The sequence below is a fragment of the Pseudomonas sp. Z3-6 genome (assembly GCF_051131985.1).
GTDB lineage: Bacteria > Pseudomonadota > Gammaproteobacteria > Pseudomonadales > Pseudomonadaceae > Aquipseudomonas > Aquipseudomonas zanjanensis.
Window position 1 is genome coordinate 503,731 of the sequence record NZ_CP071644.1, and the last position, 22,254, is coordinate 525,984.

Here is a 22,254-nt window from a genome sequence, read left to right on the forward strand (position 1 = left end):
CTGCTCCCACAGGGCTGGCCCTCATTCGGATGTCGCAAACCGTGGCGAGGGAGCTTGCTCCCGCTGGGTCGCGCCCGTAGGAGCTGTCGAGTGCAACGAGGCTGCGATCTTTCCCCAGACAATTGAATCTCAAGCGAAAGATCAAAAAATCGCAGCCTTCGGCAGCTCCTACAGCGCAGCCGAGCGGGAGCAAGCTCCCTCGCCACAGAAGCATTGTCCGCTGCGGCATTCAACCATTACTCCCACCGTAACGATCCGCCGCTGAGCTTGATTGATGCCCACGCCACAACACTCCTAAGGTGAGCTCCACGACAGCGAACCCGTGGAGTGGTCATGACAACAACAATATCCCCCGACTCGCGCTGGACGCGGCGGCGCAGCGAGAAACAGCGGCGTCTCGGGCTGGTGAAGGGGCTTGCCGACGGAGTGGTGCTGCCCACCGACAAGATCGTCGCGGCGCTGGAGGCGTTGATCCTGCCCGGCGACTGTGTGGTGCTGGAAGGCAATAACCAGAAGCAGGCGGACTTCCTGTCCCGCTCCCTGGCGAAAGTCGACCCTTCGAAGCTGCATGACCTGCACATGATCATGCCCAGCGTCGGTCGTTCCGAGCACTTGGACCTGTTCGAACGCGGCATCGCCCGTAAGCTCGATTTTTCTTTCGCCGGTACCCAGAGCCTGCGCATCAGCCAGTTGCTGGAAGACGGCCTGCTGGAAATCGGCGCGATCCACACCTACATCGAGCTCTATGCCCGGCTGGTGGTGGACCTGATTCCCAATGTCGTGCTCTCGGCCGGTTTCATGGCCGACCGCGCCGGCAATATCTACACCGGCCCCAGCACCGAAGACACGCCGGCGCTGATCGAACCGGCGGCCTTCAGCGACGGCATCGTGATCGTCCAGGTCAATCAGTTGGTAGACGATGTCAGCGATTTGCCGCGAGTCGATATCCCGGCGTCCTGGGTGGATTTCGTGGTGGTGGCCGACAAACCGTTCTACATCGAACCGTTGTTCACCCGCGACCCTCGCCATATCAAGCCTGTGCATGTGCTGATGGCAATGATGGCGATCCGTGGGATCTACGAAAAACACAACGTCCAGTCCCTCAACCACGGCATCGGTTTCAACACCGCCGCCATCGAATTGATCTTGCCGACCTACGGCGAATCCCTTGGTTTGAAGGGCAAGATCTGCCGCAACTGGACCCTCAATCCGCACCCGACCCTGATCCCGGCCATCGAAAGCGGCTGGGTCGAAAGCGTGCATTGCTTCGGCACCGAGTTGGGCATGGAAAGTTACATCGCCGCGCGCCCCGACGTGTTCTTCACCGGCCACGACGGTTCGCTGCGCTCCAACCGCATGGTCTGCCAACTGGCGGGGCAGTACGCGGTGGACCTGTTCATCGGCGCCACCCTGCAAGTGGACGGCGACGGCCATTCCTCCACGGTGACCCGCGGTCGACTGGCCGGCTTCGGCGGTGCGCCGAACATGGGCCATGACCCCCGCGGTCGCCGTCACGGCACGCCGGCCTGGCTCGACATGCGCCACGGCGATGGCGAGGCGCCGTTACTCGAACGCGGCAAGAAGCTGGTAGTGCAGATGGTCGAGACGTTCCAGGAGGGCGGCAAGCCCACCTTCGTCGACACTCTCGACGCGGTGGACGTGGCGAAGAAAGCCGGCATGCCCCTGGCGCCGATCATGATCTACGGCGATGACGTCACCCACCTGCTCACCGAAGAGGGCATCGCCTACCTGTACAAGGCCCGCTCCCTGGAAGAGCGCCAGGCGATGATCGCCGCCGTGGCCGGCGTCACTGCCATCGGCCTGCGCCATGACCCGAAAGACACCGCACGCATGCGCCGCGAAGGGCTGATCGCCTTGCCCGAAGACCTCGGCATCCGCCGCACCGACGCCACCCGCGAGTTGCTCGCGGCCAAGAGCGTGGCCGATCTGGTGGAATGGTCCGGTGGCCTCTACAACCCGCCCGCCAAGTTCAGGAGCTGGTAAATGCGCGCCCTTAATCTGCAACCCAAGACGTTATCCCTGGCTGAACGTTTGGCCGATCTGGCGGTGGACGCGCTGATCGACGAAGCCGACCTCTCACCCAAACCGGCCCTGGTGGACCGGCGCGGCAGTGGTGCCCACACCGACCTGCACCTGGGCCTGATGCACGCCTCGGCACTGTCGCTGTGGCCGGCCTTCAAGGAAATGGCCGAGGCCGCCCTCGAGTGTGGCGAGATCGGCTTGCCGCTGCGCGAGGCCCTTGGCCGGATCGGCCGAGAAGGTGAAGCCGCGATGCTCGCCACCACGGGCGGCGTAAATACGCATCGTGGTGCGATCTGGGCCTTGGGCTTGCTCGTCGCGGCGGCGGCGCTTGAGCCTGAATCCAACGTCGCGGGCGCCGTCACGCTACGCGCCGCCCGCCTGGCCTTGCTCACCGACCGTTATGCACCCCAACCCTTGAGCCACGGCGCCCAGGTCGCCCAGCGCTACGGCGTGCGCGGCGCCCGGGAAGAAGCGCAACTGGCGTTCCCGGCGGTGACGGGCCTGGGCTTGCCGCAACTCAAGCGCAGCCGCGCGGCGGGGGCGGGCGAGCAGAACGCTCGCCTGGATGCCTTGCTGGCGATCATGACAACACTGGCCGACACCTGCGTGCTTTACCGCGCCGGCGAAGCGGGTCTGCAAGCCATGCAGCAGGGTGCCAAAGCGGTGCTCGACGCCGGTGGCAGTGCGAGCCTGGGCGGCCGTCGCCAATTGCATGCGCTGGACCAACAACTGATTGCCTTGAACGCCTCGCCCGGCGGCGCTGCCGACCTGCTCGCCGCCTGCCTGTTCCTCGATCGCATCGAGCGCGGCGATGGCTTCTTCCCAGGAGTGTGCTGATGGAAACCTTATCCTTTGAATTCCCCGCCGGCCAGCCGCCACGGGGCCGGGCGCTGGTGGGCTGTGTCGGCTCGGGCGATCTGGAAGTACTGATCGAGCCTGGCCTGGCGGGCAAGCTGACCATCCAGGTGCAGACCTCAGTCAACGGCAGCGAGCAGCGCTGGCGGCATCTGTTTGCGCGGATGTTCGACGGTCAGACACCGGCCGCGATGAGCATCGACATCCATGATTTCGGCGCCACCCCCGGCGTGGTGCGCCTGCGCCTGGAACAAGGCTTCGAGGAGATCGGCCATGACTGACAGCGCAGCGTTGCTCAACAAGCACAGCTTCGTCGAACTCGGCGCCCGGCAACGGGCCAAAGCCTTGCTCGATGCCGGTACGTTCCGCGAATTGCTCGACCCGTTCCAGCGGATCATGTCGCCGTGGCTGTTGCGCCAAGGCGTGGTGCCGCAAAGCGACGACGGCGTAGTGATCGCCAAGGGCATGCTCGACGGCCTGCCGGTGGTGATCGCCGCCATCGAAGGCGCGTTCCAGGGTGGCAGCCTCGGCGAAGTCGGCGGGGCGAAGATCGCCGGTGCGTTGGAATTGGCGGCGCAGGACAACCGCAAAGGTATTCCGACCCGCGCCGTGTTGCTGCTGGAAACCGGCGGCGTGCGGTTGCAGGAAGCCAACCTCGGGCTTGCGGCGATTGCCGAGATTCACTCGGCGATAGTCGATCTGCGCCAGTACCAGCCAGTGGTTGGTGTGGTCGCCGGCAGCGTCGGTTGCTTTGGCGGCATGTCCATTGCCGCCGGGCTGTGCAGCTATCTGCTGGTGACCCGGGAAGCACGGCTGGGCCTGAACGGTCCGCAAGTGATCGAACAGGAAGCCGGCCTCGACGAATACGACTCTCGCGACCGGCCATTTATCTGGAGCCTGACCGGCGGTGAGCAGCGTTTCGCCACCGGACTGGTGGACCGTTACGCGGCCGACGACGTGACGCAGATCCGCCAGCAGGTCAGCCAGTTGCTGCACCTGGGCGTGCCCGCGCAGCACCGCAGTGGCCAGGCCGAACTGTTCCTGCAACGCCTGGCCCGCTTGGACACCGGTGTGCAAATCGAACCGGAAGCGGTTCGCCAGCTGTACCAGGGAGAACGCCCATGAGTGCTTATTCGTTGAGAGGCTTGCGCTGGTTCGAGGCCTTGAGTGGTGGTGCCAGCACGGTGCAAGGTTTACCCGCTTCGTTGAAAGTCGCCGATGTCAGCCTGGGCGAACAAACCGTGCGCCTGCTGGGGGTGGTGGCCGATCCCGACAACCGTTTCCCTCGGGCGCGCAATGGCGAAGTCGGCTTGCTGGAAGGGTGGGGCCTGGCCAAGGCGGTGGATGACGCCATCGACGCCGACCGCGATGCAACCCACAAGCGTGCGCTGATCGCCATTGTCGATGTGCCGAGCCAGGCCTATGGCCGGCGCGAAGAAGCGCTGGGCATTCACCAGGCCCTGGCCGGCGCCGCTGACAGTTACGCCCGCGCCCGGTTGGCCGGGCATCCGGTGATTGGCTTGCTGGTGGGCAAGGCGATGTCGGGGGCGTTCCTGGCCCACGGCTACCAGGCCAACCGGTTGATCGCCCTGCGCGACCCGGGCGTGATGGTCCACGCCATGGGCAAGGCTTCGGCGGCGCGGGTGACCTTGCGCAGTGTCGAGGAGCTTGAAGCGCTGGCTGCCAGCGTGCCGCCGATGGCCTATGACATCGACAGCTTTGCCAGCCTGGGCTTGCTGTGGGAAACCCTGTCGGTGGAGCAGATCGAACAGCCCTCGGCGACTGATTTGGCCCGGGTCATCGATTGCCTGCAACAGGCGATCAACGATGTCGCCACTGCGCCTCGCGACTTGAGCAGTCGCCTCGGTGCGACCCATCGGGCAGCCTCCAGCACGGTTCGCCAATTGTTGAGAGCGCAGTGGTGAATACGTACCTGGCCCATGACCTGCTCTGGGGGATGACCCCGGAGCAGGTGCCTGCGAGTGCGCCGGCATGGGTGGTCGAATCGATTGCCGCCGGTCATCCGGTGGTGGTTCGGCGCTCGCTGACGGCACCGGATCGAATCGCGGTCGGCGTGCGTGGGCGCTTGCGCGAGCAGCGTTATGCAACATCGATGGCGGTCGCGGCGATCTCCCGTTGCGTCAGGCCGGAAGACCTCTGTCACGTCGAGTCGACTCGCGACCTGCCGGCCCTGCACACGCTGGCCCGCCTGCGCCCGCTGCTCGATGCCAGCGGCTGGGCCTGGGGGGTCAGTGGCAGCGCCGGATTCGAACTCGCCACGGGTGTCGAGGCACTGCATGAGCGCAGCGACCTGGATCTGATTCTGCGCACGCCGCAGCGCCTGGATCGGCTCCAGGCCAAGGAGTTGCTGGCGCTACTGGATGCTTCGGTATGCGCCGTGGACATGCAGTTGCAAACCCCTTGCGGCGCCGTGGCCTTGCGCGAATGGGCGGGCTCGTCCCGTCGGGTCTTGCTCAAGGATGATGTCCGGGCCCGGCTGGTGAGCGATCCCTGGCAGCCTTCGTTGGAGCAGGTCGCGTGAGCAGGCTCTTGGTCTTTCCCGGCCAGGGTGCGCAGCGCGTGGGCATGCTCCATGGGGTGGCGCCGCGGATCCTGGACGAGGCGGGTGCTGTGCTCGGTGAAGACGTCTTGCGGCTGGACAGCGCTGAAGCCTTGCAATCAACCCGCGCCGTGCAGCTGTGCCTGCTGATCGCCGGCGTGGCGGCGGCCCGCCGATTGCTGGAACGGGCTCCCGCGCCTGATTATGTGGCGGGACTGTCCATCGGTGCGTATCCGGCGGCAGTGGTGGCCGGGGCGCTGGCTTTCGAGGATGCGTTGCGGCTGGTCAGCCTGCGCGGCGAACTGATGCAGCAGGCCTACCCGCAAGGCTACGGCATGACGGCGATCATCGGCCTGGACCTCGCGGCGGTGGAAGCCTTGCTGGCCCAGGTGCACAGTGAAACAACGCCGGTCTACCTGGCCAATATCAATGCCGATAACCAAGTGGTCATTGCCGGCAGCGACGGCGCCATGGGCCTCGTTGCCGAAAAGGCTCGGAGCCAAGGCGCTGGCAAGGCCTGCCGGCTGGCGGTGAGCGTGCCGTCCCATTGTCCGTTGCTGGAGGCGCCGGCCCGGACGTTGGCCGAGGCGTTTGCCGAGGTGCCGTTGAAAGCTCCGACACTGGGCTATCTCAGCGGCAGCCGCGCCCGGCCGGTGATCAAGATCGATGCCCTGCGCGACGACCTGGCCTTCAACATGTGCCGTGTCGTCGATTGGCGCGGCACGGTGCAAAGCGCCTACGAGCGAGGCGTGCGGTTGCAGATCGAACTGCCGCCCGGTGCGGTGCTCACCGCCCTGGCGCGCCGGGTGTTCGAGCAGGGCTCCGTCATCGCCTTCGACGGTGCTCGGCTCGATACCTTGCAAGCGCTGTTGCGTGAGGAGGGAAGCCGCCAACCCTAGACCACCGACTCAAGCTGGCGAAGCACAAAAACAACAACTTCGACGATGCACTTTGAGGACTACGACAATGATTATTTACGGTGTGGCGTTCCTGGCCTTTTGTACCCTGGCGGGTATTTTCATCGGCGAGCTGCTGGGCAAGCTGATTGGCGTGCCGGCCAACGTCGGCGGCGTCGGCATTGCGATGCTGCTGTTGATCGGCCTGGGCAGTTACCTGAACAAACGCGGCCTGTTCACGGGCAAATCCGAGGCCGGCGTGGAATTCTGGAGTGCGATCTACATCCCCATCGTGGTCGCGATGGCGGCCCAGCAAAACGTCTACGGTGCACTCAAGGGTGGGCCGATGGCGATCCTGGCCGGGACCCTGGCGGTGGTGATTGCCTTTGCGTTGGTACCGGTGCTGGTGCGCATTGGCAACAAAGGGCCTCAGGCCGACATCTCCGTCAAGACGGTCGGGTGATTGCCATGTACGAATCCATGATGAAAGTCATCACCGGCTACGGCCTGATCAGCGGTTTTGCCATTGTCGGCATCACCATGTGGGTGTCCTACTGGATCAGCAATACCTTCACCAAGGGCCGCCTGCACGGTTCGGCCATCGCCATCCTGCTGGGGCTAGTGCTCTCCTACATCGGCGGGGCAATGACCGGTGGGCAGAAGGGCGTGGTGGACATTCCACTGCTGTCCGGGATTGGCCTGCTGGGCGGTGCCATGCTGCGGGACTTCGCCATCGTCGCCACGGCGTTCGGCGTGAGCGTCGAGGAACTCAAGCGCGCCGGTTTCGTCGGGGTGCTGGCGTTGTTTGTCGGCGTCGGTACGTCGTTCATTGCCGGTGTCGGCGTGGCGATGGCCTTCGGTTATACCGATTCGGTGAGCCTGACCACCATTGGTGCGGGAGCGGTGACCTACATCGTCGGGCCGGTGACCGGGGCGGCGATTGGGGCCAGTTCCGAGGTGATGGCGCTGTCCATTGCCGCCGGATTGATCAAGGCGATCCTGGTGATGGTGGCGACGCCGTTCGTGGCGCCGTACATCGGCCTCAACAACCCGCGCAGCGCGGTGATTTTTGGCGGCTTGATGGGCACCTCCAGCGGCGTGGCCGGTGGGTTGGCGGCCACCGATCCGAAGCTGGTGCCGTATGGTTGCCTGACGGCGGCGTTCTACACGGCACTTGGGTGTTTGCTCGGGCCTTCGCTGCTGTTCTTGATCATGCGGGGGTTGATGGGGTAGGGCTTAGTCTCTTTGTTGAAAGAACTGGCCTCTTCGCGAGCAAGCCCGCTCCCACAGTAGACCCCGAGTCCTCTGTGGGAGCGGGCTTGCTCGCGAAGGGGGCAACTCGGTCTCACGCCTGCCGATTGGCATACATCCGGCACTCCGCCAACAACGCCAGCAAGTTCGGATCACGCTCCTTGGCCTTCAGGAACACCACGCCAATGTGCTGCTGCAACCGGTACTTTTCCTGCAAGGGGATCAGCTTCACCCGGTTTTCATACACCGCTGCAATCCGGCCCGGCAGCAAAGCGTAGCCCACCCCGGAACTGACCATGCTCAGCAGGGTGAAGATGTCGTTGACCTGCATCGCCACCTTCGGCTCGAACCCCGCCTGCTTGAACACCCGTACACCGTCCTGATGCGTGGCGAAGCCCTGGGTCAGGGTGATGAACGTTTCGTCGCGGACCTCGGCCAAGTCGACTTCGCTGCGCTGGGCAAAGGGCGAGTCGGCCGGCGTGGCGAGGAAGATGTCATCGGAAAACAGCGCGATCTGCTCGCAATCCGGGTCGTTGACGCTGTCGTCCAGGGACACCAGGATCGCATCGACTTCCATGTTCTTGAGCTTGTACAGCAGGTCGATGTTGGAGCCCATGATCAGGTCGATATTGAGTTCGCTGCGGCGGATCTTCAGGCCCATGATCAACTGCGGCACGGTCTTGACTGTCAGCGAATACAGCGAGCCAAGCTTGAAGCGCTCGGCGGAGAAGCCGGCGGCCTCGCGGGTCAGGCGCACACTGTCGACCACGTCCTGGATCAGCTTCTGCGCCCGTTCCTCCAGCACATAGGCGCTTTCCAACGGCGTGAGGTTGCGGCCTTCGTGCTTGAACAGCGGGCAGCGCAAGGCGCTTTCCAGCGAGTGAATGGCCCGGTGCACGCTGACGTTGCTGGTCTGCAACTCGGCCGCCGCCCGCGCCAGGTTGCCGGTGCGCATGAAGGCCAGGAACACCTCGAGTTTCTTCAGGGTCAATTCTTCGTCGATCAGCATGGGGCGGACTCTTATTCGTATGGGCTGATTGTGCCCCATGTCTTCCTGGCGACGCGATTCATGTGGCTGGAGAGCCTTTGTGGCGAGGGAGCTTGCTCCCGCTGGGTTGCGCAGCAGCCCCAAGGATCTTGTGAGCGCTGCGCACTGGAGCGCCAGCCCGGTCAAGCGGGAGCAAGCTCCCTCGCCACAAATGATCTTTTGCCACAGGTTCTGTGTGCGATGCAGAGAGCAAACCATTGCACTTTCAAGCGCCAAGCCTGAGCCTTGGCCCCTGTTTCTAAATGCGAGGTGGTATTGGATGTATCACGGGGAACGACTCAACGCCTGGACGCACCTGGTGGGGGCGGTGGCCGCGTTTATCGGCGCGGTGTGGTTGCTGGTGATCGCCGGGATGGCCGGCGATCCATGGAAGATCGTCAGCGTGGCGATCTACGGGTTCACCTTGCTGGTGCTGTACAGCGCTTCGACGGTCTATCACAGCGTGCGCGGGCGCAAAAAAGAAATCATGCAGAAGGTCGATCATTTCTCGATCTACCTGTTGATCGCCGGCAGCTACACCCCGTTCTGCCTGGTGACCCTGCGTGGGCCCTGGGGCTGGACATTGTTCGGGATCGTCTGGGGGCTGGCCGTGATTGGTATCTTGCAGGAAATCAAGCCGCGTTCCGAAGCGCGGATCCTGTCGATCGTGATCTACGCCGTGATGGGCTGGATCGTGCTGGTGGCGGTCAAGCCCTTGCTGGCGGCGTTGGGCAGCACAGGGTTCGCCTGGCTGGCCTCGGGTGGCGTGTTGTACACCGTCGGCATTATCTTTTTCGCCCTCGACCACCGGCTGCGCCACGCCCATGGCATCTGGCACCTGTTTGTCATGGCCGGCAGTCTGCTGCACTTCGTGGCGATTCTGTTCTACGTGCTTTGAGCGGCGGCGAACAGGCGATCCAACTGCGCCTGGGCCTGGCTGGCAAAAATCTCCAGCAACGCGCCGAGGGTATGCACCGGCGCCTCATTGGCACGGGTCACGGCGTACAGGGAAATCGGCAGTGGGGGCGACAGCGGCCGGATGGCGGTGCGAGTGCTCGAAGCGCCGAGCGCGGTGAACGGGTCGATCACTGCCAGCCCGGCACCGGACTCGACCATGGCCCGGGCCAGTGAATAGGTCTGTACGGCGATGCTGATGCGCGGCGGCGGTTCCACGGCCTTGAGATAGCCGTCCAGCTTGGCCGAAAGTGGGTCGGCACTGGACAGGCCGATCAACGGTGCGCCGGCCAGGGCCTGCAACGGCATCGGCTGGCCCACCTGCGCTTCGGGCCAATGACCGCTCGGCGCCAGGGCGACCAATACGCCGCTGGCCAGGGCCCGGGCCTTGAGTCCTGGATGATCGGGCGGTTGCAGGGTCAGGGCCACGTCGATTTCGCGCATCAGCAGGTTCTGCGTCAGTTCGCGGCTGTGGGCGCTGGACAACTCGCAGACGATGTCCGGGTAGCGTCGGGTCCATTGATGGATCGCCGCCGGCAATAGCGACAAGGCCAGGGCCGGTGTCGCGCCGATCCGCAGGCTGTGGCCCGGCTCGCGGCGCAGGCTCTGGGCGAGGCGCCGGACACCTTGCAGGCTCTCGCTGACCTTGTCGACTTCGCGCTCCAACTCCAGCGCTTCGGGGGTGGCCTGCAACTTGCCGCGCACCCGCAGGAATAACGCAAACCCCAATTGCTGCTCGGCGTGCTGCAGCACTTTGGTCACCGCCGGTTGCGAAACGTGCAGCAGTTGGGCCGCACCGCTGATGGAACCGGTCTGGCGGATGGCCTGGAAAATCTCGATATGGCGAAGGCGCATGGCAAGCCCATAACCTTTGTTTATAGGGGGCCCATCTTTATTCATTGTTCGCGGCCTGTCACCTGGCCCTAACCTGAAGCCATTCAAAACAGATGTGAGACGGACATGGCTCAGCGGGTTTGCATCATCGGCGGTGGCGTGGTGGGGCTGGCGACGGCTTATGCGCTGGTGCGCGACGGCATCGACGTGAAGGTGGTGGAGGCCCGGGAGACCTTGGGCAGCGAAACCAGTTTTGCCAACGGTGGCCAGCTGTCCTATCGCTATGTCGCCCCGCTGGCGGATGCCGGCGTGCCCTGGCAGGCCCTGGGCTGGATGCTGCGCGGTGACTCGCCGCTCAAGCTGCGGCCACGCCTGGACCCGGCGCAGTGGCGCTGGATGGCTGCGTTCATTGGCGCGTGCCGGACTTCGGTCAATCGGCGCAACGGCGCCCACCTGCTGCGCCTGGCGCTGTTGAGCCAGGCGACCTTGCAGGGCTGGCGCGAGCAGGACCACCTCGACGGCTTCGAGTGGCGGCGCAACGGCAAGCTGGTGACGTTTCGTGACGCCGGGCATTTTCGGCGCGCGCGGCAGGGGTTGGCGGACAGTGCCTCTCAGCAGGTGCTTGGCCCCGCCGAGTGCGCGACCCTGGAACCGGCCCTGGCCGGCGTGCCGTATGTAGGCGGGATCTACACACCGGATGAGGAGGTCGCCGATTGCCATGGGTTCTGCCAGCAATTGGCGGCACGTTTGCGCGCTTCGGGGCGCTGCGAGTTCCTGTTGGGGCAGCCGGTCAGCGCCATCGAACACGCCAATGGCGCGGTGCAGGCCATCGTGCTGGACGGGCAGCGGCTGCCGGTGGAGCACTTGGTGATCGCTGCCGGCCACCGCAGCGCCGCGCTCGCCTTGCCCGGCGTGCGGATGCCGCTGTATCCGCTCAAGGGCTACAGCTTGACCGTGCCCATTGGTCCCGAGCATCAGGCGCCGGAGTTGAGCATCACCGACTACGACCGCAAAGTTGTCTACGCGCGGATCGGCGAACAATTGCGAATCGCGGCGATGGTCGACATCGTCGGCTTCGACCCGACGCCGGACCCCAAGCGCCTGGCCTTGATCAAGCGCCAGGCCCTGGAAACTTTTCCCCAGGCTGGGGATTATTCCCGTGCTATCGAATGGGCCGGCATGCGCCCGGCCACCCCCAGTGGCGTGCCGCTGATCGGCGCCACCGGCTACCGTAACCTATGGCTCAACCTGGGCCATGGGGCCTTGGGTTTTACCCTGGCGTGTGGCAGTGCTCGCGTGCTCAGCGAGCTGATCCGCCAGCACACACCTTCCATCGACTTGCAGGGCCTGACGCCCCGCGCCGCCTGACTTACCCAACGGAGAATAACAATGCAAAAAATCACGTTGATCGGCTGCACCCTGAGCCTGCTATTGAGCGCCGCGGCTTTTGCCAATGAGGCGCCAACGGCGGGCGCGCTGGGCAAGATCGCTAGCAGCAAGACCATCACCCTGGGCTATCGTGACGCCTCGGTGCCGTTTTCCTATGTCGCGGATAACAGCGGCAAACCGATGGGTTATTCGGTGGAACTGGCGAGCAAGATCGTCGAGCGCATCAAGCAGCAACTGGCATTGCCGCAACTGAACGTGAAGTACAACCTGGTTACCTCCCAGACCCGCATTCCACTGGTGCAGAACGGCACCGTGGACCTGGAGTGCGGCTCCACCGGGGTGACGGCCGAGCGGCAGAAGCAAGTGGCGTTTTCCTATGGTTTTATCTACGTGAAGGGCCAGTTGCTGACGGCCAGGGACAGCGGCATTCACAGCTTCGCCGACCTGCGTGGCAAGAACGTGGTGACCACCGCCGGCACCACCAATGAGCGCTTCCTGAAAAGCTACAACCAGGACAACAAGGCCGACATGTTCATCATCAGCGCCAAGGACCACGGCGAGTCCTTCCAGATGCTCGAGACCGGCCGGGCGGCGGCGTTCTACATGGACGATGCGCTGCTCTACGGCGAACGGGCCAAGGCCCGCGACCCGCACAAGTGGGTGGTGGTGGGGCAGGAGCAATCGCGGGAGATCTACAGCTGCATGGTGCGCAAGGACGATCCGCAATTCCTGGCATTGGTCAACGCGACCCTGGCCGATTTGTACAAGTCGGGGGAGATCAACGAGATCTACGACCGCTGGTTCCAGAAACCGATTCCACCCAAGGGCCTGAACCTGGAGTTTCCGATGACCAGCGAGTTGAAGGCGATCATTGCCAAACCGACGAGTGAGCCGGTGCAGTAAGTGTCATGTACCGCTGAGCCCGCTCCCACATTAAATGGCATCTTCAATGGGGCGGAGCCTTAGAAATCCCCCCACAACTGCTGCGCCACCGCCAACGCCACCACCGGCGCGGTTTCGGTGCGCAGCACGCGGGGGCCGAGGCGGGCGGCGTGGTAGCCGGCGGCTTTGGCCTGCTCGACCTCGGCATCCGACAAGCCGCCCTCAGGGCCGATCAGGAAGGCCAGTGTGGACGGTTTGTCATGGCTGACCAGCGGCTCGGCCACCGGGTGCAGTACCAGTTTCAGTTCGGCCTCGGCCTGCTTCAACCAGTCCGCCAGCAACAGCGGCGGGTGGATCACCGGCACGGTCGAGCGTCCACACTGTTCGCAGGCGCTGATCGCCACCTGGCGCCAGTGCAGCAAGCGTTTGTCGGCGCGCTCGTCCTTGAGGCGCACTTCGCAGCGCTCGCTGAAAATCGGTGTGATCTCGCTGACCCCCAATTCCGTGGCCTTCTGGATCGCCCAGTCCATGCGCTCGCCCCGGGACAGGCCCTGGCCGAGGTGAATACGCAGCGACGATTCAGGCTGTCCGGCGAACTGCTCGTCCAGTTGCACCCGCACGCGTTTCTTGCCGACTTCGGCCAGGGTGCCGCGAAACTCCTGGCCGGAGCCGTCGAACACCTGCACCGCATCGCCCTCGGCCATGCGCAGCACCCGGCCTATGTAGTGGGCCTGGGCCTCAGGCAGCTCGTGATCGCCGAGGCTCAGGGGGGCATCGATGAAGAAGCGGGACAGTCTCATGTTTTGTTCTCTATTGAATCTGAATTCGACGTTGCTGCGAGGGAGCTTTGTGGCGAGGGAGCTTGCTCCCGCTCGATTGCGCAGCAATCGCCAGGAGGGGCCGCTTCGCCCGAAGCGTCGGACCGGCCCAGCGGGAGCAAGCTCCCTCGCCACAGAGAAATCTGCCGTCAGCCCGGATCGCGATAACCCGGGTGAAAGTCCTTCGGCACCGCCACGCTGACCTTGTCCCGGGTGGCGATGTCGATGCCTTCGCTGGCCACTTCGGCGAGGAAGTCGATCTGCTCGGGGGTGATGACATACGGCGGCAGGAAATACACCACGCTGCCCAGCGGTCGCAACAATGCACCGCGCTCCAGGGCATGCTGGAACACGGCGAGGCCGCGGCGTTCCTGCCATGGATAAGCGGTCTTGCTGGCCTTGTCCTTGACCATCTCGATGGCCAGCACCATGCCGGTCTGGCGCACCTCGGCGACGTTCGGATGGTCGGCCAGGTGGGCGGTCGCGCTGGCCAGGCGTTGGGCCAGGGCTCGGTTGTTTTCGATGACGTTGTCTTCTTCGAAGATATCCAGCGTCGCCAGGGCCGCCGCGCAGGCCAGCGGGTTGCCCGTGTAGCTGTGGGAATGCAGGAAGGCGCGCAAGGTCGGGTAGTCGTCGTAGAACGCGCTGTAGACCTCGTCGGTGGTCACGCACGCCGCCAGCGGCAGGTAACCGCCGGTCAGGGCCTTGGACAGGCAGAGGAAATCCGGGGTGATGCCGGCCTGTTCACAGGCAAACATCGTCCCGGTGCGGCCGAAGCCGACGGCGATTTCGTCGTGGATCAGGTGCACGCCGTAGCGGTCGCAGGCCTCGCGCAGCAGTTTCAGGTACACCGGGTGGTACATGCGCATGCCGCCGGCGCCCTGGATCAGCGGCTCGACGATCACCGCCGCCACCGTGTCGTGGTGCTCGGCCAGGGTCTGCTCCATGGCGGCGAACATATTCCGCGAATGCTCCTCCCAACCCATGCCTTCGGGGCGGTGGTAACAGTCGGGGCTCGGCACCTTGATCGTGTCCAGCAGCAACGCCTTGTAGGTTTCCGTGAACAACGGCACGTCGCCCACCGACATCGCCGCGATGGTTTCGCCGTGGTAACTGTTGCTCAGGGTGACGAAGCGCTTCTTGTCCGGTTGGCCGCGATTGATCCAGTAGTGGAAGCTCATCTTCATCGCCACTTCGATGCAGGACGAACCGTTATCGGCGTAGAAGCACCGGGTCAGGCCTTCGGGCGTCATTTTTACCAGGCGCTCGGACAGCTCGATCACCGGCTGGTGGCTGAAACCGGCAAGGATCACATGCTCCAGTTGATCGACCTGGTCCTTGATGCGCTGGTTGATGCGCGGGTTGGCGTGGCCGAACACGTTGACCCACCAGGAACTGACGGCATCGAGGTAGCGCTTGCCTTCGAAATCTTCCAGCCACACGCCTTCACCGCGCTTGATGGGGATCAGGGGCAGCTGTTCGTGGTCTTTCATCTGGGTGCAGGGATGCCACAGCACCGCGAGGTCGCGTTGCATCCACTGGTTATTCAGGCCCATGTACAGTCTCCTCGAGGCGGCTCGCGGCGGGCGCGGGCAAAACAATCGCGCAAGCCTATGCAATGGCGGCCGTGGGGACAACCCATTGTGTCATTCGCGCTACTTTGAGCCAGGCGATAGACGTCGCTGGCGGCGTTTTGATGGCTGACGTATTCTTCGCCGTTCCCTGGGCCGACTGGCTCGAAGCTGAAATTTCCTAGGTTTTAATCCGGAGTTCGTTGAATGTCTGCTGGTTGGCTGCGCGCCTGTGCGCTGGTGATGATAGGGCTGTTCAGCGTTTCGGCGCTGGCCAAGGACAAGCAACCGACGGCCATCGTCATCGGCGGCGGGTTGGCCGGACTGACGGCGGCCTACGAGCTGCAAAACAAGGGCTGGGCCGTGACCCTGCTGGAAGCCAAGCCAAGCCTGGGTGGCCGCTCGGGCATGGCCACCAGCGAGTGGATCGGCAACGAAAAGACCCAGCCGGTACTGAACAAGTACGTCTCCACCTTCAAGCTGAGCACCACGCCGGCCCCGGAATTCGTGCGGACCCCCAGCTACCTGATCGACGGTACGTATTTCACCGCCGCAGACCTGGCGACCAAGCAGCCGGCCACCGCCGAAGCCCTCAAGCGCTACGAAACCACCCTGGACGACCTGGCGCGCTCCATCGATGACCCACAGAATCCAGCGGCCACAAATACCTTGCATGCGCTGGACCAGATCACCGTGTCCAACTGGCTCGACCGCCTGCAATTGCCGGCCACGGCCCGTCAGCTGGTGAACCAGGAAATCCGCACGCGGTACGACGAGCCTTCGCGCCTGTCGCTGCTGTATTTCGCTCAGCAGAACCGCGTCTATCGCGGCGTGTCCGACCGCGACCTGCGGGCCTCGCGCTTGCTCGGTGGCAGTCCGGTCCTGGCCCAGGCGTTTGTCAAGCAGCTGAAAACCATCAAGACCAACTCGCCCGTGTCGGCCATCTCCCAGGACAAGGACGGCGTGACCGTCAAGGTCGGCAGCGTGGGCTACCAGGCTGACTACGTGGTGCTGGCGGTGCCATTGCGAGCCCTGAACAAGATCCAGTTGACCCCGGCCCTGGATGCCCAGCATCAAGGTGCGATCAAAGGCACCAACTACGGCTGGCGCGACCAGATCATGCTCAAGTTCAAGACCCCGGTCTGGGACAGCAAGGCGCGCATGTCGGGTGAGATCTACAGCAACACCGGCCTGGGCATGATGTGGATCGAGCCGGCCCTGAAGGGCGGCGCCAACGTAGTCATCAACCTGTCCGGCGACAACGCCCGGGTGATGCAGGCCTTCGGCGACAAACAGATGGTCGACCAGGTGCTGATCCGCCTGCACGCGTTTTATCCACAGGCCCGTGGCGCGTTCACCGGCTATGAGATCCGCCGCTACAGCACCGACCCGTCCATGGGCGGCGCCTACCTGGCCTTTGGTCCGGGCCAGATCAGCAAGTACTGGCGCCTGTGGGAAAAGCCGTTGCAGCGCGTAGCTTTTGCCGGTGAACATACCGATACGTTGTACCCGGGTACCCTGGAGGGGGCGTTGCGCAGCGGCCAGCGGGCGGCGAGTCAGGTTGAAGACCTGGCGGCCGGCAAGTCGTTCGAACCGGCCAAGGTTGTTCCGGCTGCAACGGCAGCCGCCGCGGGTGCGGTAGCGGCGAAGAAGGGCAACTTCTTCAGCAACCTGTTTGGCGGTTCGGATGACGACAAGAAGCCCGAGCCGGTGAAGGCGCCAGAGTCGGTAGCACCGCCGCCAGCGCCAACGCCTGCTCCCGCCCCAGTACCGGTCCCGGTGGAACCTCCCGCGCCGGCCCCGGCGAAGGTTGAGCCAGCCAAGAAAGCAGCGACCAAACCCGCGGCGAAAAAACCGGCTGCCAAGGCCCCAGCTAAAAAAGTCCCGGCCAAGGCTCCGGTGAAAAAGGCCGAGCCGGTGAAAAAACCAGCAGTCAAGCCGACGACGGCTACTGAGACCAAGGCTCAGTAACCGCACAAATGAGAAAAACGCGGCTAGTGCCAGTCAGTTAAGCAGCAAACCTGTGGGAGCAAAGCTTGCTCGCGATTGCGGTAAGCCAGCCGACAACGATGTTGGCGACTCTGCCGCTATCGCGAGCAAGCTTTGCTCCCACAGGATTTATGCCGTTTGCTCCTAACTGATAGGCATCAGGCTCAAGGGCCGCATTTTTATTCAGCATCAGGCGCGCTGCTGCCACTCAAAGCCAGGCGTCGTGTAATGCTCGCTAACGTCCTACACGCCTCGACGATATATCGGAAACTTCCCACCCTTTAACCAGAAGCAGGTGATAGAGCGCACCAAGCCATGAGTCTAGGCTCCTCAAAAAAACAGGAGCGAGTATGAAAATACTATTAGCGATGGCCGTATTGGTTTCGTTGTATGGCTGTGTGTATGGTGATGACCATGAGCCTCTAATGACTCCGGTGATCCTCGAGCAAGACACTCAGTTGGCGTACAAATGCACCTTCGATCCCTATAACCCAAAATGCGCGGTGGACTAACAATCAAGGCTTTAGCTCGTGGCCGCTTTGGTAGGACTGAGCCTCGCGATTACGTCTTCCAGCCAAGCCGTTCTCTTGGCTGCCCCTCGCCATCACGCAGCGCATCCGCTTTAATCTTTCCTTAACGCTCCCCTCCCAGACTGATGATCGTATTTCTCGATATTTCAAAGCGAAATTTTCCGCTTTAAATCGATAGATAAGTCGCTAGTCTTGAGCGCAGTTTTTACAGGATATGAGCAATGCAGCTACGCAACTCTTCTTCTCGTTATGGTTGGGTCAGTATCGCTGTGCACTGGGCCGTTGCCCTGGCGGTGTACGGGTTGTTCGCGCTGGGCCTGTGGATGGTCGGCCTGGATTACTACAGCACCTGGCGCAAAGACGCACCGGACCTGCACAAGAGCATTGGCCTGGTGCTGCTGGCGGTCATGTTGCTGCGGGTGGTTTGGCGGTTTGTCAGCCCGCCGCCACCGACCCTGCAAACCTATGGCCGCCTGACCCGCGTCAGCGCCAAGCTTGGCCATAGCGCACTGTATCTCGGGTTGTTCGCCGTGATGATTGCCGGTTACCTGATTTCCACCGCAGACGGTGTCGGGATCCCGGTGTTTGGCCTGTTCGAAGTACCCGCGCTGGTGTCCGGACTGCCCGATCAGGCAGACGTCGCCGGCCAGATCCACTTCTACCTGGCATGGGCATTGGTAATTTTTTCCGGCCTTCATGCGTTGGCAGCATTGAAACACCACTTTATCGACCGTGACGCGACCCTCAAGCGAATGCTGGGGCGCGAAGCCTGATGTTCAACCTCGACTCCAAAGGAATAGAAAGCATGTTGAAAAAGACGCTCGCCGCCCTGGCAATCGGTTCTGCCCTGCTGTCCGCCGGCCAGGCCATGGCTGCCGACTACGTGGTCGACAAGGAAGGCCAGCACGCCTTCGTCGACTTCAAGATCAGCCACCTGGGCTATAGCTACATCACCGGTACCTTCAAGGACATCGACGGCAAGTTCAGCTTCGACGCCGCCAAGCCTGAAGCCAGCAAGATCGAGTTCAACGTCAACACCGCCAGCGTGTTCACCAATCACGCCGAGCGTGACAAGCACATCGCCAGCGCTGACTTCTTGAATGCCAGCAAATTCGGCAAGGCCACGTTCGTGTCCACCAGCGTCAAGTCCACCGGCGAAAACACGGCCGATGTGACCGGTGACCTGACCCTGCTGGGCGTGACCAAGCCGGTCGTGGTCAAGGCGACTTTCCTGGGCGAAGGCAAGGACCCATGGGGTGGCTACCGTGCCGGCTTCGAAGGCACCACTACCATCAAGCGTTCCGACTTCGGCAAGCAGAAAGACCTGGGGCCAAAATCCGACACGGTCGAACTGTACGTCTCGTTCGAAGGTGTCAAAGCGAAGTAACTTTCGCGCCTGACAAAAAAACGCCCCTGGTCTTGCGATCAGGGGCGTTTTTGTTGCCACATGTAATCTGACAAACAGCGCAGGATCCTTTGTGGGAGCGGGCTTGCTCGCGAATGCGGTGGGTCAGTCGATAAAGTATTGCCTGATAGACCGCATTCGCGAGCAAGCCCGCTCCCACATTTGGAACTGTGTTGGGGCCAAAAAAATGCCCCAGGTCGTGAGACATGGGGCATTTTTCAAGGCATGGAAAAACTCAGCGATTGCGTGTCAGCAAGGCCGGTTTTTCGCCCCGCGGACGGCTTGGCAACTGGTCCAATTGCTCAGGCGTCGGGAAACGATCGGCTTTCGATTCCTTGTGCATGATCTTCGGTTGGTTGCCGCGCGGGTTCTGCACGGCGGGTTCCTGGCGAGGCTGGTCGTCACGGGCCGGGCGGCGCGGGCGGGTGTCGTCGCGGCGGGCCTGGCCGTCACGGGGGGCACCGTTGCGTGGACCGTTGCGCTTGGCCGGTGGCGTGCCGGTGGACGAGCCGTTGCTGTTGCGCGGACCGTTCTGGCGACCTTGTGGCGTGCCGGTGCGCGGAGCGCCTGCACCGGCGCCCTGTGCCGGGGCACCTGGGCGGCGACCGCGGCCTTGGGCCGGTTTCTGCTGCGGCACGTAGTCGACGCGGTTACCGAAGTTATCCACATCGTCATCCAGGAACTCGTCCGGAGCACGATCGGCTGCGGCACGCGGTGCTGGGCGCTGCTGTTCACGGGCCGGAGTGCCTTCGCGAGGCTTTTGCTCGCGGGCAGGGCGTTCGCCGCGGCCATTGCTGTTGCTGGCCGATTTTTCCTTGCCCTTGTCCTTGCCTTTGTCTTTGCGACCGCCGCCGCCACCGCCGCCATTCGGACCGTCGCCGCGTGGGCCACGGGCGTTGCGCGGATTGCGCACGTCCGGACGTTCGCGCACTTCAGGCTTCTCGGCCTCGATGGTGCTGGCATCAAAGCCCATCAGGTCGCCGTCGGCGATTTTCTGCTTGGTCATGCGCTCGATGCTTTTGAGCAGTTTTTCTTCGTCCGGCGCGACCAGGGAAATCGCCTCGCCGGAACGACCGGCCCGGCCGGTACGGCCGATACGGTGCACGTAATCTTCATCGACGTTAGGCAGCTCGAAGTTGACCACGTGGGGCAACTGGTCGATGTCCAGGCCACGGGCCGCGATGTCGGTGGCCACGAGGATGCGCACTTCGCCGGCCTTGAAATCGGCCAGGGCCTTGGTGCGAGCGTTCTGGCTCTTGTTGCCATGGATCGCCACGGCCGGCAGGCCATGTTTGTCCAGGTACTCGGCCAGGCGGTTGGCGCCGTGCTTGGTGCGGGTGAAGACCAGGACCTGTTCCCAGGCGCCGGCGGTAATCAGGTGCGCCAGCAGGGCACGCTTGTGGCTGGCCGCCAGGCGGAACACACGCTGCTCGATCCGCTCGACCGTGGTGTTCGGCGGCGTGACTTCGATGCGCTCCGGGTTGTGCAGCAGCTTGCCGGCCAGGTCGGTGATGTCCTTGGAAAACGTAGCCGAAAACAGCAGGTTCTGGCGCTTGGCAGGCAGGCGGGCGAGGACTTTCTTCACGTCATGGACAAAGCCCATGTCGAGCATGCGGTCGGCTTCGTCCAGCACGAGGATTTCGACGTGGGACAAATCGACGCTGCCCTGGCCGGCCAGGTCCAGCAGGCGACCGGGGCAGGCCACCAGTACATCGACGCCACGGGACATGGCCTGGACCTGGGGGTTCATGCCAACGCCGCCAAAAATGCAGGCGCTGACGAACTTCAGGTCGCGAGCATAGATCTTGAAGCTCTCGTGTACCTGGGCCGCCAGTTCGCGGGTGGGGGTCAGGACCAGTACGCGCGGTTGGCGCGGGCCATGACGCTGGGATTTGTCTGGGTGACCGTTAGGAAACAACCGCTCCAGGATCGGAAGGGCGAAACCGCCGGTTTTGCCAGTACCTGTCTGCGCCGCGACCATCAGGTCGCGACCTTGCAACACGGCGGGAATGGCCCGCTGTTGCACCGGGGTAGGCTGGGTATAGCCGGCGGCTTCGATGGCGCCGACTAAAGCCTCGGAGAGACCGAGGGAAGCAAAGGACATGAGTAATCCTGTTTTAGTGAGGGCCTGGCCCAATGGGATAGTCTTGCCGGGCGCGAATGACGTTCAACCAAAAGACGTCATCCCGTCCGGTCCTGCCGGGCCTCGAAGGCGGGTCCGGACAAGGCTCGCGCGGGCTGTAGGCTGCGCTGTAGCGGTGTCGGGATGCCTTTTGCAAGACCGGGCGTCCGGGCGTGAGCCTGGCGGGAAGGCCGGAGTATAACAGAGCAAACGCCGCGCGCCGCTTTCCTGCTGCTCAACGGTTTATTTCAGCACTGGACTGGCTGGGTGAGTGGTCTTCGCCAGGGGGCCGGCGCCATAGCGGGCGCTCAGTTCGGCATAGGCCGGTTCGCGCTTGAAACGCTTGAGTTCGGCACCGAAGCGTTGCACCAGCAAATCCATGCCGGCGTTGCGCCGTACCGCCAGGTATTGGCTTTGACGGCTCACCACCATAGGGTTTTCGGTGATCTGGTCGCCCAGTTGCATTTGTTCGAGCACATGCCGACCGACCCTGCGGTCGGTGATAAGCAGGTCGATCCTACCCAGTTGCAACTTACCGAAGTTGGCTTCGTGGGTGGGCGCCGCTTCACGTTTGAACCGGGGCGACTCACTGAAGGCCTGGCTGTACAGGTAGCCGGGCGAGGTACCAACCGTCAGGCCGGCCAGGTCATCGAGCGTGCGAAATGGGTGGGGCCGGGCGTTGGCGTAGAACATCACAAATTCCACGTCCGACAGCGGTTCGCTGGGATAAAGCAGCGTCGCATCGCGTTCATTGCTGTGGAAAATGTCCAGCGCGCCGTCCGCCAACCCCTGTTCGAGCATCGCCAGGCAACGCTTCCAGGGCAGGAACTGCCATTCCACGTCGATGCCCAGGCGCTTGAACACAATCGCCGTGGCTTCGTAGTCCAGGCCGAGCATCTTGCCGTTCTCTTCGTAGACATACGGGGCCCAGGGCTCGGTGACAATGCGCAACTTCTCGGCCTGAGCGGTCATGCTCAGGCACAAGAGAAAAAAGGAGGTCAGCAGCTGGACAATGACGGGCATGGCCTGAGGTTACGACGAGAACTCATCAAATAGCTAGAGCGCTCTGGCCTGCGCCTTGGTTGCCTTTTGCTTGCCTTTGGTGCTCATTGAGGCCTCGTGGCATTC

At 63.4% G+C, this 22,254-nt stretch carries 22 protein-coding genes; 16 read left to right on the plus strand and 6 right to left on the minus strand.

Annotation, left to right across the window (positions count from 1 at the left end):
- Window positions 1-333 precede the first annotated feature (333 nt).
- From mdcA to madM, 9 genes are all read left to right on the plus strand, one after another.
- Window positions 334-2,004: a malonate decarboxylase subunit alpha gene (gene mdcA / locus J3P88_RS02270; protein WP_434573776.1), complete on the plus strand. Its 1,671-nt coding sequence runs from the start codon at window positions 334-336 to the stop codon at window positions 2,002-2,004.
- Window positions 2,005-2,880 carry a triphosphoribosyl-dephospho-CoA synthase gene (locus tag J3P88_RS02275; RefSeq protein ID WP_186710367.1) on the plus strand — a complete coding sequence of 292 codons (876 nt, stop codon included), beginning with the start codon at window positions 2,005-2,007 and terminating at the stop codon, window positions 2,878-2,880.
- On the plus strand, window positions 2,880-3,179 hold the full coding sequence (locus tag J3P88_RS02280; RefSeq protein WP_207966832.1) for a malonate decarboxylase subunit delta: 300 nt from the start codon (window positions 2,880-2,882) through the stop codon (window positions 3,177-3,179). Before J3P88_RS02275 ends, J3P88_RS02280 begins: the two co-directional genes overlap by 1 nt.
- Complete coding sequence (locus J3P88_RS02285; protein ID WP_434573778.1) at window positions 3,172-4,023, plus strand: biotin-independent malonate decarboxylase subunit beta; 852 nt, start codon at window positions 3,172-3,174, stop codon at window positions 4,021-4,023. The genes J3P88_RS02280 and J3P88_RS02285 overlap by 8 nt, the downstream gene beginning before the upstream one ends.
- Window positions 4,020-4,823, plus strand: coding sequence for a biotin-independent malonate decarboxylase subunit gamma (gene mdcE / locus J3P88_RS02290; RefSeq protein ID WP_434573780.1), 804 nt, complete (start codon window positions 4,020-4,022; stop codon window positions 4,821-4,823). Before J3P88_RS02285 ends, mdcE begins: the two co-directional genes overlap by 4 nt.
- Window positions 4,820-5,440 (plus strand): malonate decarboxylase holo-ACP synthase, encoded by a 621-nt coding sequence (locus tag J3P88_RS02295; RefSeq protein WP_434573782.1) that lies wholly within the window; start codon window positions 4,820-4,822, stop codon window positions 5,438-5,440. The genes mdcE and J3P88_RS02295 overlap by 4 nt, the downstream gene beginning before the upstream one ends.
- Window positions 5,437-6,357: a malonate decarboxylase subunit epsilon gene (gene mdcH / locus J3P88_RS02300; RefSeq protein ID WP_434573784.1), complete on the plus strand. Its 921-nt coding sequence runs from the start codon at window positions 5,437-5,439 to the stop codon at window positions 6,355-6,357. The genes J3P88_RS02295 and mdcH overlap by 4 nt, the downstream gene beginning before the upstream one ends.
- A 67-nt stretch (window positions 6,358-6,424) precedes the next feature.
- Window positions 6,425-6,817 (plus strand): malonate transporter subunit MadL, encoded by a 393-nt coding sequence (madL, locus tag J3P88_RS02305; protein WP_186710375.1) that lies wholly within the window; start codon window positions 6,425-6,427, stop codon window positions 6,815-6,817.
- A 5-nt stretch (window positions 6,818-6,822) separates the two neighbouring features.
- The gene (madM, locus tag J3P88_RS02310) at window positions 6,823-7,587 is read left to right on the plus strand and encodes a malonate transporter subunit MadM (protein ID WP_053189554.1); all 765 of its coding nucleotides are present in this window, start codon (window positions 6,823-6,825) and stop codon (window positions 7,585-7,587) included.
- Between the two features lie 112 nt (window positions 7,588-7,699).
- Here the strand turns inward: madM and J3P88_RS02315 are convergent, their stop codons facing one another.
- Window positions 7,700-8,614: a LysR family transcriptional regulator gene (locus J3P88_RS02315; protein WP_186707073.1), complete on the minus strand. Its 915-nt coding sequence runs from the start codon at window positions 8,612-8,614 to the stop codon at window positions 7,700-7,702.
- A gap of 298 nt (window positions 8,615-8,912) precedes the next feature.
- Between J3P88_RS02315 and trhA the strand changes: the two genes are divergently transcribed.
- Entirely contained in the window at window positions 8,913-9,530 is a 618-nt protein-coding gene (gene trhA, locus J3P88_RS02320; RefSeq protein WP_122567374.1) for a PAQR family membrane homeostasis protein TrhA, read from the plus strand.
- Here trhA and J3P88_RS02325 read toward each other — a convergent pair.
- Window positions 9,518-10,441 (minus strand): LysR family transcriptional regulator, encoded by a 924-nt coding sequence (locus J3P88_RS02325; protein WP_434573787.1) that lies wholly within the window; start codon window positions 10,439-10,441, stop codon window positions 9,518-9,520. The two genes, trhA and J3P88_RS02325, sit on opposite strands and share 13 nt — an antisense overlap.
- A 105-nt stretch (window positions 10,442-10,546) precedes the next feature.
- Between J3P88_RS02325 and J3P88_RS02330 the strand changes: the two genes are divergently transcribed.
- Window positions 10,547-11,788 carry a D-amino acid dehydrogenase gene (locus J3P88_RS02330; RefSeq protein ID WP_434573789.1) on the plus strand — a complete coding sequence of 414 codons (1,242 nt, stop codon included), beginning with the start codon at window positions 10,547-10,549 and terminating at the stop codon, window positions 11,786-11,788.
- A gap of 21 nt (window positions 11,789-11,809) precedes the next feature.
- Window positions 11,810-12,712, plus strand: a complete 903-nt coding sequence (locus J3P88_RS02335; protein WP_434573791.1) for a transporter substrate-binding domain-containing protein — start codon at window positions 11,810-11,812, stop codon at window positions 12,710-12,712.
- Between the two features lie 59 nt (window positions 12,713-12,771).
- On the opposite strand, the gene J3P88_RS02340 is transcribed toward J3P88_RS02335, so the two are convergent.
- Complete coding sequence (locus J3P88_RS02340; RefSeq protein WP_434573793.1) at window positions 12,772-13,491, minus strand: 16S rRNA (uracil(1498)-N(3))-methyltransferase; 720 nt, start codon at window positions 13,489-13,491, stop codon at window positions 12,772-12,774.
- 167 nt (window positions 13,492-13,658) lie between these two features.
- A complete protein-coding gene (locus J3P88_RS02345; protein ID WP_434573795.1) occupies window positions 13,659-15,065 on the minus strand; it encodes an adenosylmethionine--8-amino-7-oxononanoate transaminase in 1,407 nt (468 codons plus the stop codon).
- Between the two features lie 222 nt (window positions 15,066-15,287).
- On the opposite strand from J3P88_RS02345, the gene J3P88_RS02350 reads away from it, so the two are divergent.
- From J3P88_RS02350 to J3P88_RS02365, 4 genes are all read left to right on the plus strand, one after another.
- Window positions 15,288-17,051: a flavin monoamine oxidase family protein gene (locus tag J3P88_RS02350; protein ID WP_434573797.1), complete on the plus strand. Its 1,764-nt coding sequence runs from the start codon at window positions 15,288-15,290 to the stop codon at window positions 17,049-17,051.
- Window positions 17,052-17,419: 368 nt separating this feature from the next.
- Complete coding sequence (locus J3P88_RS02355) at window positions 17,420-17,581, plus strand: hypothetical protein (protein WP_434573799.1); 162 nt, start codon at window positions 17,420-17,422, stop codon at window positions 17,579-17,581.
- A 239-nt stretch (window positions 17,582-17,820) separates the two neighbouring features.
- Window positions 17,821-18,372, plus strand: a complete 552-nt coding sequence (locus J3P88_RS02360; protein WP_434573801.1) for a cytochrome b — start codon at window positions 17,821-17,823, stop codon at window positions 18,370-18,372.
- 32 nt (window positions 18,373-18,404) lie between these two features.
- Entirely contained in the window at window positions 18,405-18,986 is a 582-nt protein-coding gene (locus J3P88_RS02365) for a YceI family protein (RefSeq protein ID WP_186707081.1), read from the plus strand.
- 253 nt (window positions 18,987-19,239) lie between these two features.
- Here the strand turns inward: J3P88_RS02365 and J3P88_RS02370 are convergent, their stop codons facing one another.
- Window positions 19,240-21,108 carry a DEAD/DEAH box helicase gene (locus J3P88_RS02370; protein WP_186729204.1) on the minus strand — a complete coding sequence of 623 codons (1,869 nt, stop codon included), beginning with the start codon at window positions 21,106-21,108 and terminating at the stop codon, window positions 19,240-19,242.
- Window positions 21,109-21,369: 261 nt separating this feature from the next.
- Window positions 21,370-22,149: a substrate-binding periplasmic protein gene (locus J3P88_RS02375; RefSeq protein WP_186729202.1), complete on the minus strand. Its 780-nt coding sequence runs from the start codon at window positions 22,147-22,149 to the stop codon at window positions 21,370-21,372.
- Window positions 22,150-22,254: the final 105 nt, after the last annotated feature.

Coding starts and splice junctions, on each gene's coding strand:
- J3P88_RS02345 (WP_434573795.1), bottom strand. CDS start 15,065: ATGGGCCTGAATAACCAGTGGATGCAACGCGACCTCGCGGTGCTGTGG.
- J3P88_RS02350 (WP_434573797.1), top strand. CDS start 15,288: ATGTCTGCTGGTTGGCTGCGCGCCTGTGCGCTGGTGATGATAGGGCTG.
- J3P88_RS02370 (WP_186729204.1), bottom strand. CDS start 21,108: ATGTCCTTTGCTTCCCTCGGTCTCTCCGAGGCTTTAGTCGGCGCCATC.
- J3P88_RS02280 (WP_207966832.1), top strand. CDS start 2,880: ATGGAAACCTTATCCTTTGAATTCCCCGCCGGCCAGCCGCCACGGGGC.
- J3P88_RS02275 (WP_186710367.1), top strand. CDS start 2,005: ATGCGCGCCCTTAATCTGCAACCCAAGACGTTATCCCTGGCTGAACGT.
- madL (WP_186710375.1), top strand. CDS start 6,425: ATGATTATTTACGGTGTGGCGTTCCTGGCCTTTTGTACCCTGGCGGGT.
- J3P88_RS02365 (WP_186707081.1), top strand. CDS start 18,405: ATGTTGAAAAAGACGCTCGCCGCCCTGGCAATCGGTTCTGCCCTGCTG.
- J3P88_RS02315 (WP_186707073.1), bottom strand. CDS start 8,614: ATGCTGATCGACGAAGAATTGACCCTGAAGAAACTCGAGGTGTTCCTG.
- J3P88_RS02330 (WP_434573789.1), top strand. CDS start 10,547: ATGGCTCAGCGGGTTTGCATCATCGGCGGTGGCGTGGTGGGGCTGGCG.
- mdcA (WP_434573776.1), top strand. CDS start 334: ATGACAACAACAATATCCCCCGACTCGCGCTGGACGCGGCGGCGCAGC.
- J3P88_RS02285 (WP_434573778.1), top strand. CDS start 3,172: ATGACTGACAGCGCAGCGTTGCTCAACAAGCACAGCTTCGTCGAACTC.
- J3P88_RS02325 (WP_434573787.1), bottom strand. CDS start 10,441: ATGCGCCTTCGCCATATCGAGATTTTCCAGGCCATCCGCCAGACCGGT.
- trhA (WP_122567374.1), top strand. CDS start 8,913: ATGTATCACGGGGAACGACTCAACGCCTGGACGCACCTGGTGGGGGCG.
- J3P88_RS02355 (WP_434573799.1), top strand. CDS start 17,420: ATGAAAATACTATTAGCGATGGCCGTATTGGTTTCGTTGTATGGCTGT.
- J3P88_RS02360 (WP_434573801.1), top strand. CDS start 17,821: ATGCAGCTACGCAACTCTTCTTCTCGTTATGGTTGGGTCAGTATCGCT.
- J3P88_RS02335 (WP_434573791.1), top strand. CDS start 11,810: ATGCAAAAAATCACGTTGATCGGCTGCACCCTGAGCCTGCTATTGAGC.
- mdcE (WP_434573780.1), top strand. CDS start 4,020: ATGAGTGCTTATTCGTTGAGAGGCTTGCGCTGGTTCGAGGCCTTGAGT.
- J3P88_RS02340 (WP_434573793.1), bottom strand. CDS start 13,491: ATGAGACTGTCCCGCTTCTTCATCGATGCCCCCCTGAGCCTCGGCGAT.
- madM (WP_053189554.1), top strand. CDS start 6,823: ATGTACGAATCCATGATGAAAGTCATCACCGGCTACGGCCTGATCAGC.
- J3P88_RS02375 (WP_186729202.1), bottom strand. CDS start 22,149: ATGCCCGTCATTGTCCAGCTGCTGACCTCCTTTTTTCTCTTGTGCCTG.